We start from the raw sequence: 16,993 nt of genomic DNA on the forward strand, positions 1-16,993 counted from the left end.
GCGGCCGTTCGACCTTGACTTCGAGTGAACTCGAAGTTCGATCCTGGTCGCATGACGACGACCACGAGCCCGCCCATCCCGTACACCTACGACGACCTGCCCGCCCTCCTCGCCCGCATGACCGGCGACGAGAAGCACGCACCCGCGTCGGCCTCGACGCTCGACGTGCTCTGGGTGCTCCACCACGACGTGCTGCGATCCTCCCCCGATCGCGCCGACGACCCCGACCGGGACCGCTTCTTCCTGTCGAAGGGGCAGGGCCCGATGGCCTTCTACGCCGTGCTCGCCGCACACGGCTGGTTTCCCGCGGAGTGGTTGGACGACTGGATGAGCTGGGACTCACCGCTGGGTGGCCACCCGGATCGCACACTCGTACCCGGCGCCGAGATCAGCGCCGGGTCGCTCGGTCACGGGCTGCCGATGGCGGTCGGCACCGCGATCGCGCTCCGCGGCCGTGGCAGCGACGCCAATGTCCACGTCCTCGTCGGTGACGCCGAGCTCGACGAGGGGTCGAACGACGAGGCCATCGCGTTCGCGGGCGCCCGTCGCCTGGCGAACCTGACGGTCGTCGCGATCGACAACCGGTCCTCCACGTACAACCGGCCGGGGCGTCTGCGCGAACGCTTCGCCCTCGAGGGCTGGCACGCAGTCGAGATCGACGGTCACGACCACCCCGCGATCCGATCGGCGCTGCTCACCCGGCCGGGGCGCCCCGTGTTCGTGTCCGCTCGGGTGGAGAGGAAAGACGCATGAGCGACGATCCCCGCACCCGCTTCGCCGAGACCGCACTCGCGCTCGTCGACGACGATCCCGACACGACCGTCGTCTACGCCGAGATCGCCGGTCAATGGTTCGGCGACGACGCCGTCACGCGCCCCGACCGCGTCGTGAACGTGGGAATCCGCGAACAACTCCTGGTCGACGCCGCGGCGGGGATGGCCCTCGCCGGCGCCTTCCCCATCGCCCACACCTTCGCGCCGTTCCTCGTCGAACGCGCCTACGAGCAGGTGAAACTCGGCTTCGGTCATCAGGACGTCGACGGGCTGCTGGTCTCCACCGGCGGCTCGGTCGACATGGCCTCGATGGGTCGCACCCACCAGACCGACGCCGACGTCGCCCTCATGTCCGCGGTACCCGGCTTCGCCGTTCACGTGCCCGGTACCGCCGACGAGGTCGAACAGCTCATGCGTCGCGCTCACCGCGTGCGCGGACGCCACTACGTCCGCGTCACCGCGCAGCAGAACACCCGCTCGTTCGACGTGGACACGCCAGACCTGCACGTGGCCCGGCCCGGTTCGGGAGCGCTCGTGATGGTCGCCGTCGGACCGGTTCTCGACGCAACACTCGCGGCGGCCGAGACCATCGCCGACACAACGGATCTCGATCCGACGGTGCTCTACACCGCGACCGTGCGACCGTTCGACGGCGCCGGCCTCCGCAGGCTGAGCGGACCCGTCCCCGACATCGTGCTCGTCGAGCCCTACCTGGCCGGGACGTCCGGCCACGAGGTGGCCGCTGCGGTGCGAGATCGCCCGCACCGTCTGCTCGCGCTCGGATTCGGCCGCGAGGAACTGCGGCGCTACGGCACGCCCGAGGACCACATCAGGGCAGCAGGTCTCGACGCCGACGGCATCACCCGCGCGGTGGCGGACTTCGTGGGTCAGCCCAGTGCGGCGGCCAGCCGGCCGGCGTAGCGGTCCGGATCGGGAAGGCCTGTCGGCGAGGAACACACCGACAGCGCGACGCGCCCACCGATGCCGTGGACCCCGTGCGTCACCGACTGCACGGGCGACAGTGCGGGGAACCCGGCCGTCAGCACGACGCGACCACCGCCGAACACGAGGTCGTCGGCGCCGCGGTCGACGCTGGACACCACGGTGTTCCCGACGACCCTCTCGGGCACCGCGTGCGCGTCGAACGACCGGACGCCCCACGCGACGAGAACTGCGGGCACCACCGCCGCCGCGGACGCCTCCGCCCGTGCCGCCGGATGGTGACCGCGGCGAGCCATCGCGGCGAGGTCCTCGGCGATCCGGGCTGCCCGTCGGCGCGGATCGGGCTCGTCGACGGCGAGATCGACGCCGACGGTCCGGAAGTGGTTGCGCGACCGCCGGTCCCCGACACCGGCGACCAGCACCTCGGCATGCACGAGGGCGGCGTCGACGTGGTCGGCCAGCGCCCTCCCGATGACGGTGAGCGCACCGACTGTGACCGTGCCGCCCACCGCACGCAGGGTGTCCGTGTCCGTGGTGACCACCCGGAGGTCCCGACGATCGTCCGGGCGCACGTTGACCGGCAGAAGCGGAACCCCGTCCCGCCCCCGCGGCACCCGGCCCGCCTCCTCGTCACGGACGCGATCGCGATGAGCACGCAGCGCGCGGACGCCCCGCACCGCCAACCCGGTCGCCTGCAGCGGCACCCGGGCCACCCCTCCGGCCGCAAGCAGCATCGGAGGTGCCGTGCCGGCGCGCCGGTGCGGCGGGGACGGCAGCGGGGTGTCGTCGAACAGTCGCCGTGCGAGCTGCGACGCCAGCGTGCCGTCGGCGAGGGCGTGCGCGATCTGCAGCACCGCCACCACCGAGGGGCCACCGGAGCCCGGCGCGTCGTCGACCCCGACGAACACGTGCACCCGCCACGGCAGACGTCGGGTGTCCACCGGTACGGACATCAGCTCACCCAGGCGACGCAGGCAGCCCGCCCACCTGTCGACCGCGTGCAACCGCACGGCGTCGGCGGTGACCGTGGCCGGCGACCACCACGGGCGGTCCAGGCGGCCGGGGACGTCGACGACGCGCACGCTGAGCTCGTCGATCCTGTTCGCGCGCTGCGGGATCCGCGCGGCCAGGTCGGCAGCGGGAGTCGTGGCACCGTCGAAGACGTAGAGCAGGAACTGGTCGCTGGGGATGACCTCGGACATCCACAGCGCCTGGGCGTCGGTCGGCGTGAGCCGCCCCACGATCGAGGGCGTCGGGTGCACGCCGACCGACGCTACCGGTCGGCCGGGCGGGTCAGCGCTTACCCGCGCTCCACGCGTACGGCAGATCCGTCCCGTTCAGCACGTGGTCACCGATCGACCGCAGCTTGAAGATCAGCGGGTTGTGCACCGAGATCGTCCTCGCGTTGCGCCAGTGACGGTCGAACCGGAGACGCTCGCTCGTGATCGACGCGCCGCCGACCTCGAAGAGCTGGCTGGTCGCGTCGAGGACGAGGGGGATCACGACGGCCTGCGCATGTCCGGCGGCGAGTTCGGCGGCGTCGAGGAGAGCGGTGTCGAACTCGCCCCGGGCGGCGGCGTCGTCGAGGGCGGCGTCGAGAGTGTCGGCGACGGCGAGCACCGTCGTCCGCGCGACGTAGGCGGCGCTCGAGAGTCGACCGATCACCTGCTGCACCAGGGGATCCTCGCGCGGCAGGTCGGCCGCGGCGTGCGTGAAGGTGCGAGTGCGATCGCGCACCCACGCGGCGACGTCGTCGGTGGCGCGCCGCGCGATGCCGGCGAGGACGGCGAGCTGCACCAACTGCAGGTACGAGGTCGCGTAGGAGGCGCCCGCGGATCCGTAGCCCGGCCCGAGCAGGCGGTCGGCGCCGACGCGGACGCCGGAGAACTCCGTCGTGCCGCTCGCGGTGAGGCGCTGCCCGAACCCGTCCCAGTCGTCGTGCTGGGTGACCCCGGGCGCGTCGGCGTCGACGAGGATCGACACGCGCTCCCCGTCGAGATCGGCGGCGACGAGGATGTGGTCGGAGTAGAGACTGCCGGTGCTGTAGTACTTCGTGCCGTCGACGACGTACTCGTCGCCGTCGCGACGCACCGTGGTGCGGTAGCGGTCGACGGCGCCGACCCCGGGCTCGGTGATCGCGTTGCCCACCAGTGTCCCCTGCGCCACCGCCCGCAGCCAGCGCTCGCGCTCGGCGGCGTCGGTGGACAACCGTTGGTCCTCCACGAAACTCCAGTGGACCCTCAGCGCCTGCGGCAGATTCGATTCCGCGGCGGCGAGATCGACGAGAAGTCCGAACAACTGGCGAACACTCGCCCCCAGGCCGCCGAACTCGACGGGAACGCGCAGTGCGCCGAACCCTGCCTCACGCAGCAGACGGGCCTCGTCGTAGGCCAGGCGTCGGTCCGTCTCGCGCTCGACGGCACCCGCCGCGATCCGCTCGAAGATGGGCGCGAACCGCGCGGTCAGGTCGGCGTCGGAGGGTCCGTCTGCGCTGGTCGGAGTGGTGGATGCGATGCTCTCGGTGGTCACGACCGCACAGTGTCGGCGCAGTTCTCGCTCCACGACACCTCTGCGATCACGCTGAGCGGAAACGGCGTTCATCGCGGCACGCGTGATGTCGAGCGCGCCGTCTTGACACGCGTCTGGCGCCCGTGTTGACTCATACGCGGTTGTAGTTTTTGTGTTCGATTGTCGCTCGCAGAAATACACACGCGTGCGCGTCGGGCTTTCTTCTCGAATTCCCTCGCTCCCGTAGTGGCACCACCCTGGGCCGGGCAAACCGCACGGTCCGTCAGCAACACAGCAGTAGGAGAAACACCATGAGCCAGGGAACCGTGAAGTGGTTCAACGCCGAAAAGGGCTTCGGCTTCATCACCCCGGATGACGGCGGCAAGGACGTCTTCGTCCACTTCAGCGAGATCCAGGGTTCGGGCTACCGCAGCCTGAACGAGAACGATCGCGTGACCTTCGAGACCGAGCAGGGCGCCAAGGGCCCCCAGGCGGTCGGCGTCTCCGCGGTCTGATCTCACCGGATCCACTCGGCCCCGTCCCCGACCTCACGGTCGGCGGCGGGGCCGAGTTGTCTCTCCAGCACGATTGAGCGAGAACCGTTGTGCACGAGGTCGACTCAGCGCGGGAGCAGCTCGGCGCGATGGACGAACGCCGCGGCACCGACGAGAGGTGCGGTGTCACCGAGGGCCGCCGGCACGATGCGGGTGGTCGCCACGTAGGGCAACGGGTGACGCGCGACCCGCAGCGCGATCCGTTCGACGAGGTCGTCGGTGACGTGCGCGAAACCACCGCCGATGGCGACCAGCTCGACGTCGAGGAGCGCACAGGCGCTGCAGATGCCCTGTGCGACAACGTCGACGAGCCTGTCGACCGCCCGCAGCGCGACGGCGTCGCCGCCGGCGACCGCTGCCGCGAGGTCCTCCCCCGTCGCACCGGGCCAGCCCTGCGACCGCGCCCAGGCGACCGTGTGCGGCCCGGAGGCGACCGATTCCAGCGTGGTCCGGCTGCCGAGACTGGGCTCGCCCGTGTACCCGGACACGTCGATCTGTCCGATGTGGCCGGCGTTGCCGGCGACCACCCGCCCACCCAGCACGATCCCGCCGCCGATGCCGGTCGAGATGACCATCGCGACCATGTCGTCGACGCCCACACCGGCGCCGAGCCAGTGTTCGGCCATCGCGATCGCGACACCGTCGCGCCGCAGTGTCACCGCCAGTCCCGAGTCCACGACGGCAGGTGCCGTGCTGATCACCGTGCGCAGCGGGTGATCCCGCCATGCAGGCAGGTTGATCGGGCTCACGGTGCCCGCGTCGTCGTCGACGGGACCCGCGCACGCGACGCCGATCCCGCTGATCCCCGTCGAAGCCGCCACGTCGCGTGCGACGTCACCGTCGAGGACGTCGGCGACGACGCCCAGCACCGCGGCGTCGAGCTCGTCGGCGGACGCCGCACCTCCCGTCGGAGCGCGGCGACGGGTGCCGGGCAGGATCCGGCCGTCCGGATCGACCAGCGCCGCTTCGACTTTGGTCCCGCCGATGTCGACGGCGAGCGCCGGGGCCCGTCCACCGGCAACGGTCGGGGCACCCACTCCGGTCATGCCCGCGGAGCCTAGTCGGTCCCGAGGGACCACCGGCGGCGGCGGTTAGGAGGTGACGAGCTTGCCCATGGAATGCACCTCGACGACCTCGGAGCCGGTGACGAACGACCACGGCGCGGTGAAGAAGCCGTTGTTGCCCCAGGACGAGCCCCAGGAGTTCTCGAGCGTCACACCGGACGACGTGTATCCGACGATCGTGACCTCGTGACCACCGAGGGACGCCTGACGCGTGTCGGGCACGTAGTTGTAGGACGAGGTGGACAGGGTCTCGAAGTTCGGTCGCACCTGGAAGCCGATGGTCACGGGGAGGCCGCTGGCGATCGCGGTCTCGACATTGGTCTTCAGGTCGCCGCGCGCGGTGAGGTCGCTCGAGCCGGAGAGCCGGTAGCGGGCCGCGTTCGTCCGCTCGGCGGCGGTGGGCTGGGTGGTGAAGTCGTAGTCGCCCTGGGTGTAGTCGGCGCGGGTGTCGATGCCCTGGGACACCTCCATCGGTAGGGCCACCGCGGCGGTGGTGCCCTCGTCGTCACCCTGGGCGATCTGGGAGTAGATGTACATCGGCGCCATCGGCGCACCTCCGATGCCCTGTTCGCGCATGAGGATCCCGTAGCCCGTGTACCCGGTCGCCCAGGTCACACACGCGCCCACCTGGCCCTGATCGCCGGGCGCGAGGGCGTATTGCTGCAGCGACGCCGACGCCGGCAGCGCGGTGGTCCCCCGCAGCTTCGCGGGCAACGCGTCGCCCGACGAGGTGTCGGTGCCTTTCGTGGACCGCGCCTGCGCCACGTCGAGACCGAGTCCGTGTCCGGCGGCCCGCGCCGACGGCGCGGCGTCGGCCACGGCTCCCGCCACCATCGACGACGTCGCCACGACGACCACCGCTGCCGCCACGGCACGTCCCATGACCCCACACTTCATGCTGTCTCCTCGACGACACATCACGCTGCTGATGATTACTTACGCGAAATAGAAGCACAGTGTGGTCGGTGCCGCGCGGTAGCGTCGGATCCCGATGCAGACAGAACAGACAGCCGACCTCACGCCCGAGCGGGCCGCCGTCGCGACACGGGTCATCGAGGCGCTGGCCGGGCCCGGCGCCACCCTCCGCGACGACCAGCGCACCGCGGTCGCCGCGCTCCTCGCGCCCGGCGCTCGGGTCCTCGTGGTGCAGGCGACCGGCTGGGGCAAGTCGGCGGTGTACTGGGCGGCCACCGCGATCCTCCGGGCGGAGGGCGCCGGCCCGACACTCATCGTGTCGCCGTTGCTGTCCCTCATGCGGGACCAGGTGGCGGCCGCCGAGCGGGCCGGACTGCGGGCGGCGACGGTCAACTCCAGCAACGTCGACGACTGGTCTGCGATCGAGACCGACCTCCGCGACGGCACCCTCGACGTGCTGCTCGTGTCACCGGAGCGCCTGGCGAACCCCGGGTTCGGACGTCGTGTGCTCGACGCGGTCGCGACCCGTCTCGGCATGCTCGTCATCGACGAGGCCCATTCCATCTCCGACTGGGGACACGATTTCCGGCCCGACTACCGCCGGGTCGCGGACATCCTGTCCTCCACCGACCCCGCCATGCCCGTGCTGGCCACCACCGCGACCGCCAACGAGCGGGTCACCGAGGACGTCGCCCGCCAGCTCGGCGCCGCGACCCTCGTCCTGCGCGGCCCGCTCGCGCGACGCTCGTTGACGCTCAACGTGTGTCCGTCGATGAGCCCGCTCGACCGCTACGCGTGGGTGGCGCAGAACCTGAACCGCCTGCCGGGCTCGGGCATCGTCTACGTCCTCACCGTCGCCGACGCCGACCGTCTCGTCGCGGCGATCCGGACCGTCCACGGCGACGACGTCGCGGTGGCCGCCTACACGGGCCAACTCGACACCGACCGGCGACATGAGCTCGAGGACGCGCTGCGGGACAACCGCCTCAAGGCGCTCGTCGCGACCTCGGCGCTCGGGATGGGCTACGACAAGCCCGATCTCGGGTTCGTCGTCCACGTCGGGTCACCGCCGTCACCGGTGTCGTACTACCAGCAGGTCGGCCGCGCCGGGCGCGCTATCGACGAGGCCGTGGTGGTGCTCCTGCCCTCGTCGGCGGACGCCGGCATCTGGGACCACTTCGCCACCGCGACGATCCCCGACCCCCGGCAGATGGACGCCGTCCTGACCGAGTTGCGATCCGCCGACCCCGACGACCCGCCGTCGGCCATCGCGCTCGAGGCGTCCACCGGCATCCGCCGCACGCGCGTCGAACTGATGCTCAAACAGCTCGCCGTCGACGGCGCCGTGGAGCGCATCGAACGCGGCTGGCGCGCCACCGATCGTGAATGGCACTATGACGCTGCACATTACGATGGCATCGTCGCCACGCGACGCCGTGAGGCCGACATCATGCGGGCCTACACCCGCGGCGACCGGTGCCTCATGGCCCTCCTGGTCGAGTCACTCGACGACCCCGACGTCGGCGACTGCGGCCGCTGCTCCGTGTGCCGCGGCGCGCTGTCCCCGGGGCTGTCCGAGGCGGCGGACGCCGAGACCGCACGGTCCATCGCAGGAGCACTGCGGTCCGATGCGCAGGAACTGACGCCGCGGAAGATGTGGCCGGGCGGGGTGTTCGGCGCGAAGGGTCGCATCCCGACCCATCTCGCCGCCGAGCCCGGGCGCGTCCTCGTCCACGCCGACGCGCCGGAATGGGCGGACACCCTGGCCGCGGCGCGACGGGGCGACGACGACGCGGTGGAGCAGGTGTGCGCCGCAGCGGTGCGGTCGTTGTCCCGCTGGCGATCGGAGTGGGTGGCGCGCCCCGAGGTCGCGGTCACCCTGACGCTCACCGGCAGCGACCTGGCCGCCCGCGTCGCCGACCACCTCGCCTCCGTCGGGTCGCTCGAGCGCGCCGACCAGCCGGTCGACGGCGTCGAGATCGACCGCGAGGCGTCCGGGGCCGAGGAAGCCGCGCAGTGGCGCGCGTCCATGGGTCCCGCACCGTCGGAGATCGCAGGCCGCGTCGTGCTGCTCGTCGTCGACGCGAGTCGCTCGGGGTGGCCGGTCACGGTGGCCGCGGCGCATCTCCGTGACGCCGGCGCCGATCGCGTGCTCCCCCTGCTGATCCACCGACCCGCCTGAGGCGGGCGCGCCGGTCAGTCGCGCCAGGCGCCGCGTACGTACTGCGGGCGGTACGGCGCCTCGTGGTGGTCGAGGCCGAGGGTGTGCGCGGCACGCAGCGGCCACGCCGGATCGCGCAGTGCCGCGCGGGCGAGGAACACCGCGTCGGCCTGCCCGGTGGACAGCACCGTCTCGGCCTGGTCGGCGTCGGTGATCAGACCGACCGCCGCCGTGGCGACGGACGCCTTCTCGCGGATCTGCGCGGCGAACGACACCTGGTAGCCCGGCCCGACGGGGATGTCGGCGAGGACGTTGCCCCCGGTTGACGCGTCGACGAGGTCGACGCCCAGATCGGCCAGGCGCTGCGCGAGCACGACGGAATCGTCACCAGACCAGCCGCCCTCGGTCCAGTCGGTGGCGGAGATGCGGACGAAGAGGGGCTTGGCGGCCGGCCACGCGGCACGCACCGCCTCGGCGACCTTGAGCATGAGTCGCATGCGGCCGTCCAGGTCACCGCCGTACACGTCGTCGCGGTGGTTCGACAGCGGCGACAGGAACTCGTGCAGCAGGTAGCCGTGCGCGGCGTGGATCTCGACGACGTCGAACCCGGCGTCGTCGGCGCGGCGCGCGGAGTCGGCGAAAGCCCGTACGACGTCACCGATCTCGTCGACGGTCAGCGCGCGTGGTGTCGCGTAACCCTCGAACGCCTCGGCGGACGGCGCCACCGCCTCCCACCCGCCGTCCGACTCCGGCACCGATCCCTCGTCGTCCGCGAACGGCGACCACGTCGACGCCTTGCGTCCGGCATGGGCCAGTTGCACGCCGGCCCGGGAGTCCTGCGCGTGCACGAAGTCGACGACGCGCGCCCACGCGCGGGCCTGCTCGTCGTTCCAGATCCCCGCGTCCTCCGGGCTGATCCGTCCCCCCGGTGTCACCGCGGCTGCCTCGGTCATGACGAGCCCGAAGCCGCCGATCGCGTGCGATCCCAGGTGGGCGAGGTGCCAGTCACCGGGCATCCCGTCGCGCTCGAAGCAGCTGTACTGGCACATCGGCGACAGCCACGCACGGTTTCCGAAGGTGACCTCGCGCAGTGACAGCGGGGTGAAGAGGGTGGGTGCATTCACGCTCTGGTGCAACCGATCGCCACCCCGGCGTCATCCCCGGCCGCGCCCGAGGGCCGTCAGCGGTGGGTGAGCTCCGCGAGTTCCATCGCCGCACGCCGGCGGATCGGCGGCAGGGACAGCGCGAGGCGCACCGCGCCGTTCCGGGCATGCCGGACGGTGGCCCCCCGGGTGGTCGCGGCGCGGGTCATCCGGTCGGTGAGTGCGAGCACCCGTCGCGCGACAGGGCGTCGCCGGCTCTCATAGCCGTCGAGTTCGTCTCCTGCACCGAGGATCTCCGCGAGTACGACAGCGTCCTGGACACCGATGTTCATGCCCTGACCGCCTGCCGGTGAATGGACGTGCGCGGCGTCGCCGACGAGGGCGACGGCGCCGCGGTGATACGTCTCCGCCAGACGGTGGTGGACGTGGAAGCGCCCGCTCCAGGCGACGTCGTGGACGGCGGCGGATCCACCGCGACGGGCCAGCAACGCCTCGATCTCGTCCCCGCCCGGCTGCCGCGGCGCGTCGTCGAGTGTAGCGACGACGCGGAACCGGTCGTCGGGCAGCGGCGCGACCACGGCGAGGCCGTCCGGCGCGAAGGTCAGCGACACGGTGTCGCGGGGAACGGGCCAGTCCATGGAGACGTCGGCGAGGACGAACGACTGCTCGTATCCGCTGCCGGGGAACCCGATGCCCGCCGCCTCGCGCACGGTGCTGTGCATGCCGTCGGCACCGACCACCACGTCGGGTCGGACCGCCTCCCCCGACCCGAGGTGCACGGTGGCCCGCCCGGTGTCGTCGAGATCGAGCCCTGTCACCGGCGTGGTCCACTCCACCGGGACGTCGAGAGCGGCGAGCCGGTCGCGCAGGATCGCCTCGGTGTCGGCCTGGGAGATCATCGAGGTCCACGGATAGCGCGTCGGCAGGCCATCGAAGCTCAGCTGCGCCACCGATCGGGCGCCGTCGCGGATGTCGAAACGGGGGACGCGCAGGGCGCGATCGAGGATCGCGTCCACCACCCCCAGGGGCTCGAGGACCTCCAGTGTCCGCGGGTGGATCACCGCGGCACGGGAGGTGTTCGCCCCTTCCGACGCCGCGTCGACCACCCGGACGGAAAGTCCCGCGCGTCGCAGACCGATCGCCGCGGTCAGCCCCGTCGGCCCGGCTCCCACCACCAGCGCGGTCTGCGGTCCCGTCGATGTCATCATGCGTTGACTTTAGGCATGGACCCCCCGCCAGGTCAACGTTCGTTGACATAGACTCCCCGTGTGCCCACCCCCCGCCGCGACGCCGACGCGACCCGCCGTGCCCTGGTCGCCGCGGCCCGCGACCGATTCGGGCGCGGCGGATACGCCGCGACGACGGTCCGCGAGATCGCCGCCGACGCGGGCGTCGACCCGGCGCTGATCATGCGGTACTTCGGCGGCAAACGAGGGCTCTACGACGTGGCTGTGCAGGTCGACCTCGGCCTGCCCGACTTCACCGACGTCGACCCCGCACACCTCGGCCGTGCGGTCGTGGAGGCGTTTCTCGACCGGTGGGACGGCGACGCCGGCGAATCTCTGCGGGTGCTGCTCGCCGCCGCGGGAACCGACCCCGAGGCCGGCGATCGGATGCGCGCGACGTTCGAGCATCAGGTGCGACCTGCGATCGAGGCCGCACGGGGGACGCGCGAGGAGACCCCGCCGGTCGAGGTGATCGTGTCCACACTGATCGGCCTGGCCACGCTCCGCCACGTCGTCCGGGTTCCCGAGGTCGTCGCGTCGACACGGGAGGAGATCGTCGAGCGGTTCGCCCCGACTCTGCAGTGGCTGCTCACCGGCGGGAGCGCCTGAGGTCACCCCCGCCTACAGTTCGGGACGTGCCCACTCCCGACTTCATCCTCGCGTTGCGCGAGAAGATCGGCCATGCGCCGCTGTGGCTGTCCGGGGTGACGGCCGTGGTGCTCCGCGACCCCGACGCCGCACCGCACACCGACGTGCTCCTCGTGCGTCGCGCCGACACCGGTGCGTGGACGCCCGTCACCGGCATCATCGACCCCGGCGAGGAACCGGCGATCGCTGCCGCGCGCGAGGTGACGGAGGAGGCCGGGTGCACGGCCGTGCCCGAACGCCTCAGCGCTGTCGGCGTCACCGACCCGATCACCTACCCGAACGGCGACGTCTCGCAGTACCTCGACCTCACGTTCCGGATGCGGTGGACCGCAGGCGAACCGGCCATCGGTGACGACGAGAACACCGAGTGCGGGTGGTTCCCGCTCGATGCCCTGCCGCCGATGTCCGACGAGATGCGGCGCCGGATCGCCGCAGCCGTCGACGACCGCCCCGACGCGGTCTTCCGGACGTGACCCGCTAGGTCGCCCGACCGCCGCCGAGCAGTCCGATCGCCGCGTCCACGTCGACGACGTCGGCGTACTTCGCCTGCAGGTCGAGCAGGTTCGCGTCGTGGATCGGCCGGGTGCGGTCACCGCACGCGTCGGCCACCACGATGGGCGCGAACCCGTGGGCGATGGCGTCGGTGGCCGTCGCGCGCACGCAACCGCTCGTCGACAGACCGCAGATCACGAGGGTGTCGATCCGACGAGCGGTCAGCGTCGCGGCCAGCGACGTGCCGCTGAAGGCGCTCGCGTACTGCTTGGTCACCACCGTCTCCCCGGCAGCGGGCCGCGGATGGTCGACGAAGTCGCCGAGCGGCGACCCCGCCGCGAACACCCGCAGCGACGGGATCTTCCGGACGAAGAGGCCACCGTCGACGACCTCGCCGGTCTGCGGGTCCATCTGGTACTCGACGCGGGTGAAGATCACCGGCACGGCGAGGCCCCGAGCCGCGTCGACGAGTCGTCCGCACGCCGCCACGGCGCCCTCGACCGGCGCACGCAGAGGCGAGTCGTCCTCGGTGTAGGCGCGCGCGAGATCGATCACGAGGACCGCTGGGTGCTCCCCTACACCGACCGAGCCCGCGAACCCCGACGCGCGGTACTCGTCCAGCGGCTCCGACGCCGGGGTCACCGCCCCGACCGGGCCGCCACCGGCGGACGCGGCGCCGGCAGGCCGGTCTCGGCCTCGCACCGCTCGAGGATCTCCGGCATCTCCGGGCCCATGTCGAAGGTGGTCAGTTCACCCCGCGTGGAACGGATCTCGGACCGTCGTGCGTCGGTGGCCGCGGCGTCGACGACACCGTCCGCATCACAGACGACGCCGTAACCGCCGGCGGCGCCGTCGACGGACACGAGACCCCGACGGACCTCGAGGGCGACGAGTTCGGGATCACGATCGAGCGGATCGCCCCAGCCGCCACCACCCCAGGTCACGAAGTGCAGGACGTCACCGGGGTACACGGGCGCGTCGTGGATCTTGCTGGGCAGGATCTCGACCTCACCGCTCGCACGCTGGATCCACTTGCGGCCGCGCGCACCGGGTTTGCCGCCGTTGACACCCCACGGGTAGGTGAGCCAGCGGTCGTCGTGGATGGCGATGGTCCCCGGCTGCTCGAAGTGATAGGACACGTCGACGCCGTTGCCGCCCCGGTGGACACCCGCACCGCCCGTGTCCGGCACCGTCTCCCAGCGCTCCACCCGCAGCGGGTAATACGACTCGAGGTACTCGCACGGGATGTTGACGAACGACGGCCACAGCGAGTGACCGTCGGGGCCGTCGCCGATCGGCCGGCCGGGGATGCCTCCGAACCCGATGGAGTACAGCTGGAACCACTCGCCGTCCCGCGGCCCACCCTCGTAATGGCCCGAGTACATGAAGTGCGGCGACGACGAGAACCCGGCGGCGTTGAGGATCTCCGGGTTGTTCTGCCCGAGGAGTCCGCCGAAGAGGTCGAAGACGCGGCCGATCCCGTGGTTGCGACCGTTGAGGGCAGCGGGATACGCGGGTTTCCAGAACGAGTTGTCGGGGATCGTCACGTCGATGAGCGGATAGAACCCGTCGTTCCAGAGGATCTGGGGATCGGCGATGGTGATGACGTAGATGCCGAAGAACATCCGGACGAGGTTCTCGTTGATGAAGTAGTTGATCGGACCGACCGCCTGCGGGGCGTGTTCGGAGAAGTCGAGGTGGATCTTCTCGCCGTGGCGCGTCAGCTTGATGGTGAGCTGATACGGGCCGTAACCGCACCCGTCATCGCAGATCCAGTCGCTGAACTCGATCGTCTCGCCGTCGACGAACAGGGTGGCGAGCAGGACCTTCATCGCCTGGTAGTTCCGGTCGAGCAGGGCGTCGAGGGCCGAGAGATACGTCTCGACCCCGAACCGGTCGCAGAGCTCGACGATCCGACGAGATGCGGTGGTGCACGCCGCGACCAGCCCGTTGAGGTCGGCGCGGTTCCAGTCCGGCATGCGGACCTGGTTGAGGATGATGTCCAGCGCGGTGTCGTTCAGCTCGCCGTGGTCGTACAGCTTGAACGGCGGGATCACCACGCCCTCTTCGTAGATGGTGCGCGCGTCGGCCGGCATGGACGACGGTGTCTTGCCACCGACGTCGGACATGTGGCCGAACATCGACGACCAACCGACGACCCGGCCGCTGTGGAAGATCGGCAGCACGACCAGCCAGTCGTTGGCGTGGCTGATCGCAGCGCCACAGGCGTAGGGGTCGGAGGTGAGGAGGATGTCGCCCTCGCCCACGGTGCCGTGGAAGTTGTCGAGGAAGTCGGGCACCGACAGTCCGAACTGGCCGACCACCATCTTGCCGCTGGGGTCGGCGATGAGCGGGAACTCGTCGTGCTGCTCGCGGATGCCTGGCGACAGCGCGGTGCGGAACAGCACCTCGTCCATCTCGTAGCGCGCGTTGCGCAGGGCGTTCTCGATGATGTCGAGGGTGACCGGGTCGACGGTGGTCTTCTCGACGGGCTCGGTGGTGGTCTCGATGATGGTGGCCATGAGGTTCTCCTGTGTCGCCGAGGGGGTCAGAGGGGTCGGATGACGAGGCAGCCGCTGGGGTCGACGGTGGCCGCGTGCCCGGAGAGCACCAGCGTCGTCGAGTCCATCTCGGTGACGATCGCCGGACCGCGGACGACGTTGCCCGCCAGGAGCTTCGACCGGTCGTAGATGCCGGCGTCGGTGTGGCCGCCGTCCATCCACACCTTCGACTCGCGCAGCAGTGCGGCCGAAGGGTCCTCGGATCCCTGCTCCACCTCGGTGAAGGCCACCTGCGGCCGCGGGCCGCTGACCGTGACGCGCAGGTTGATCACCTCGCGCTCGTTGGGCAGCAGGAACGAGAAGAGTCGCTTGTGCTCGCCGTCGAAAGCGGCACCCAGGTCCGCGAGCAGGTCCCCGGTACCCGTGAGCACGTCCGCGTCGAGGTCGACGGGGATCTCGAATCCCTGGCCGTGGTAGCGCAGGTCGACCTGATAGGTCGCGGTCTGGTCCGCGCGGTCGACCCCCTCCTCGGCGAGACGGTCGGCCGCGGAGTCGGCGAGATCGCCGATGACCGACCGCAGTTCGTCGCTGCTGAGGTCACTGAACGCACGCACCATCGTGCGGGCGCTCTCCGCACGGAGGCAGGTCGTCGCGTCACCGTAGGCACACAGGACGCCCGGTGACGGCGGGATGATGACCGGCCACGAACCGGTGAGCCGCCCGAGTGCGTTGGCGTGCAACGGCCCGGCGCCGCCGAACGACACCAGGGCGAAGTCGCGGGGGTCGAACCCCTGCTGCACGCTGACGAGCCGCAGGGCGCCGAACATGTTCTCGTTGACGATGTCGATGATCCCGGACGCCGCGGCCTCCGGGGAGTCCAGACCCATCGCGTCGGCGACGGTGGCCACCGCCGTCCGCGCGGCGTCGACGTCGAGTGCCACCTCGCCGCCCGCGAGCTCGCTCGGCAGGTATCCGAGGACGACGTTGGCGTCGGTGACCGTCGGTTCGGTTCCCCCGTTGCCGTAGGCGGCGGGTCCGGGATCGGCACCGGCCGACTGCGGTCCGACGCGCAGCGCCTTCGTCAGCTCGGGGACGTGGGCGATGGAGCCGCCGCCGGCACCGACGGTGCGGACGTCGACGCTGGTGGCCCGCACGGACAGGTCACCGACCTTCGTCTCTCGGCCGATGCGCGGCTTGCCGTCCAGCACGAGGGCGACGTCGGTCGAGGTGCCGCCCATGTCGAAGGTGAGGAAGTCGGAGTACCCCGCCTGCTGGGCGAACCAGACGGCACCCGTGACACCGCCGGCCGGACCGGAGAGCAGCAGCGACACCGGGTCCTCGGCGGCCTTGTCCGCCTGTACCAGGCCGCCGTCGCTGCGCAGGATCGACAGTGGTGCGGAGATCCCCTTGTCGTGCAGCGAGGTGTCGAGGTTGCGCACGTAACGGGAGACCTCGGGCTGCACGTAGCTGTTGGCGACCGTGGTCAGGGTGCGCTCGTACTCGCGCATCTCGGGCAGCACGTGTGATGAGAGCGAGACCGGGATGTCAGGCAGTTCCTCGGCGATCCAGCGGCCGACCTGCTCCTCGTGGTCGGCGTTGGCGTAGGAGTTGATGAGCGACACCGTGATGGCCTCCACGCCGGCGCCCTTCAGCGATCGCAGCGCGGCGCGGCACTGCTCCTCGTCGAGGGGCCGCACCTCGCTGCCGTCGGCGGCGATGCGACCGACCACCTCGACGGTGTTCTCCAGCGCGGCCAGCGGTTCGGGCTTGGGCCAGATGATCCAGCCCGCCAGGCCTCCCGGCACGAACGACCGCGCGATCTGGAGCACCTGCCGGAACCCGTCGGTGGTCACCAGTCCGACCTTCGCACCCCGACCCTGCAGGATCGCGTTGGTGGCGACGGTCGTCCCGTGCAGCACCTGTTCGATCTGACCAGGGTCGATCCCGGCGTCGGCACACACCTTGCCGACACCGTTGAGCACGCCGACGGACTGGTCGGCAGGCGTCGACGGGGTCTTCGCGCGGTAGGTGCTGCCGGAGGTCTCCTCCAGCAGGAGCACGTCGGTGAACGTGCCGCCGACGTCCACTCCGAGTCGATAGCGCATG

At 71.2% G+C, this 16,993-nt stretch carries 15 protein-coding genes; 6 read left to right on the forward strand and 9 right to left on the reverse strand.

Features of this window, described 5'->3' with window-relative positions:
• Window positions 1–51: 51 nt before the first annotated feature.
• Together Q1A98_RS06445 and Q1A98_RS06450 are read left to right on the forward strand one after the other, a co-directional pair.
• Complete coding sequence (locus Q1A98_RS06445; RefSeq protein WP_299571072.1) at window positions 52–753, forward strand: transketolase; 702 nt, start codon at window positions 52–54, stop codon at window positions 751–753.
• Entirely contained in the window at window positions 750–1,694 is a 945-nt protein-coding gene (locus tag Q1A98_RS06450) for a transketolase (protein WP_299571075.1), read from the forward strand. The genes Q1A98_RS06445 and Q1A98_RS06450 overlap by 4 nt, the downstream gene beginning before the upstream one ends.
• Here Q1A98_RS06450 and Q1A98_RS06455 read toward each other — a convergent pair.
• Entirely contained in the window at window positions 1,661–2,977 is a 1,317-nt protein-coding gene (locus Q1A98_RS06455; protein ID WP_299571077.1) for a wax ester/triacylglycerol synthase domain-containing protein, read from the reverse strand. The genes Q1A98_RS06450 and Q1A98_RS06455 overlap by 34 nt on opposite strands.
• 31 nt (window positions 2,978–3,008) lie before the next feature.
• A complete protein-coding gene (locus tag Q1A98_RS06460; protein WP_299571840.1) occupies window positions 3,009–4,229 on the reverse strand; it encodes an acyl-CoA dehydrogenase family protein in 1,221 nt (406 codons plus the stop codon).
• A 305-nt stretch (window positions 4,230–4,534) separates the two neighbouring features.
• Here Q1A98_RS06460 and Q1A98_RS06465 point away from each other — a divergent pair, with 305 nt between their 5' ends.
• On the forward strand, window positions 4,535–4,738 hold the full coding sequence (locus Q1A98_RS06465; RefSeq protein WP_299571080.1) for a cold-shock protein: 204 nt from the start codon (window positions 4,535–4,537) through the stop codon (window positions 4,736–4,738).
• Window positions 4,739–4,842: 104 nt separating this feature from the next.
• Here the strand turns inward: Q1A98_RS06465 and Q1A98_RS06470 are convergent, their stop codons facing one another.
• Window positions 4,843–5,823 carry an ROK family protein gene (locus Q1A98_RS06470; RefSeq protein ID WP_299571083.1) on the reverse strand — a complete coding sequence of 327 codons (981 nt, stop codon included), beginning with the start codon at window positions 5,821–5,823 and terminating at the stop codon, window positions 4,843–4,845.
• A 45-nt stretch (window positions 5,824–5,868) separates the two neighbouring features.
• Complete coding sequence (locus tag Q1A98_RS06475; protein WP_299571085.1) at window positions 5,869–6,738, reverse strand: C1 family peptidase; 870 nt, start codon at window positions 6,736–6,738, stop codon at window positions 5,869–5,871.
• Between the two features lie 94 nt (window positions 6,739–6,832).
• Here Q1A98_RS06475 and Q1A98_RS06480 point away from each other — a divergent pair, with 94 nt between their 5' ends.
• Complete coding sequence (locus Q1A98_RS06480) at window positions 6,833–8,938, forward strand: DEAD/DEAH box helicase (RefSeq protein ID WP_299571087.1); 2,106 nt, start codon at window positions 6,833–6,835, stop codon at window positions 8,936–8,938.
• Between the two features lie 14 nt (window positions 8,939–8,952).
• On the opposite strand, the gene Q1A98_RS06485 is transcribed toward Q1A98_RS06480, so the two are convergent.
• Entirely contained in the window at window positions 8,953–10,041 is a 1,089-nt protein-coding gene (locus tag Q1A98_RS06485; RefSeq protein WP_299571089.1) for an NADH:flavin oxidoreductase/NADH oxidase, read from the reverse strand.
• Window positions 10,042–10,097: 56 nt separating this feature from the next.
• Window positions 10,098–11,228 carry an FAD-dependent monooxygenase gene (locus tag Q1A98_RS06490; protein ID WP_299571091.1) on the reverse strand — a complete coding sequence of 377 codons (1,131 nt, stop codon included), beginning with the start codon at window positions 11,226–11,228 and terminating at the stop codon, window positions 10,098–10,100.
• Between the two features lie 60 nt (window positions 11,229–11,288).
• Between Q1A98_RS06490 and Q1A98_RS06495 the strand changes: the two genes are divergently transcribed.
• The gene (locus Q1A98_RS06495; protein ID WP_299571094.1) at window positions 11,289–11,855 is read left to right on the forward strand and encodes a TetR family transcriptional regulator; all 567 of its coding nucleotides are present in this window, start codon (window positions 11,289–11,291) and stop codon (window positions 11,853–11,855) included.
• A gap of 26 nt (window positions 11,856–11,881) precedes the next feature.
• Window positions 11,882–12,367 carry an NUDIX domain-containing protein gene (locus Q1A98_RS06500; protein WP_299571096.1) on the forward strand — a complete coding sequence of 162 codons (486 nt, stop codon included), beginning with the start codon at window positions 11,882–11,884 and terminating at the stop codon, window positions 12,365–12,367.
• A 4-nt stretch (window positions 12,368–12,371) separates the two neighbouring features.
• Here the strand turns inward: Q1A98_RS06500 and Q1A98_RS06505 are convergent, their stop codons facing one another.
• From Q1A98_RS06505 to Q1A98_RS06515, 3 genes are read right to left on the reverse strand one after another with little or no spacing between them, the layout of a single operon-like run.
• On the reverse strand, window positions 12,372–13,028 hold the full coding sequence (locus Q1A98_RS06505; RefSeq protein ID WP_299571098.1) for an isochorismatase family protein: 657 nt from the start codon (window positions 13,026–13,028) through the stop codon (window positions 12,372–12,374).
• Window positions 13,025–14,908, reverse strand: coding sequence for a hydantoinase B/oxoprolinase family protein (locus Q1A98_RS06510; RefSeq protein WP_299571100.1), 1,884 nt, complete (start codon window positions 14,906–14,908; stop codon window positions 13,025–13,027). Before Q1A98_RS06510 ends, Q1A98_RS06505 begins: the two co-directional genes overlap by 4 nt.
• Before the next feature lie 26 nt (window positions 14,909–14,934).
• A complete protein-coding gene (locus Q1A98_RS06515; RefSeq protein ID WP_299571102.1) occupies window positions 14,935–16,992 on the reverse strand; it encodes a hydantoinase/oxoprolinase family protein in 2,058 nt (685 codons plus the stop codon).
• Window position 16,993: the final 1 nt, after the last annotated feature.

This window comes from uncultured Williamsia sp. (assembly GCF_947494875.1).
In the GTDB taxonomy this organism is placed as follows: domain Bacteria; phylum Actinomycetota; class Actinomycetes; order Mycobacteriales; family Mycobacteriaceae; genus Williamsia_A.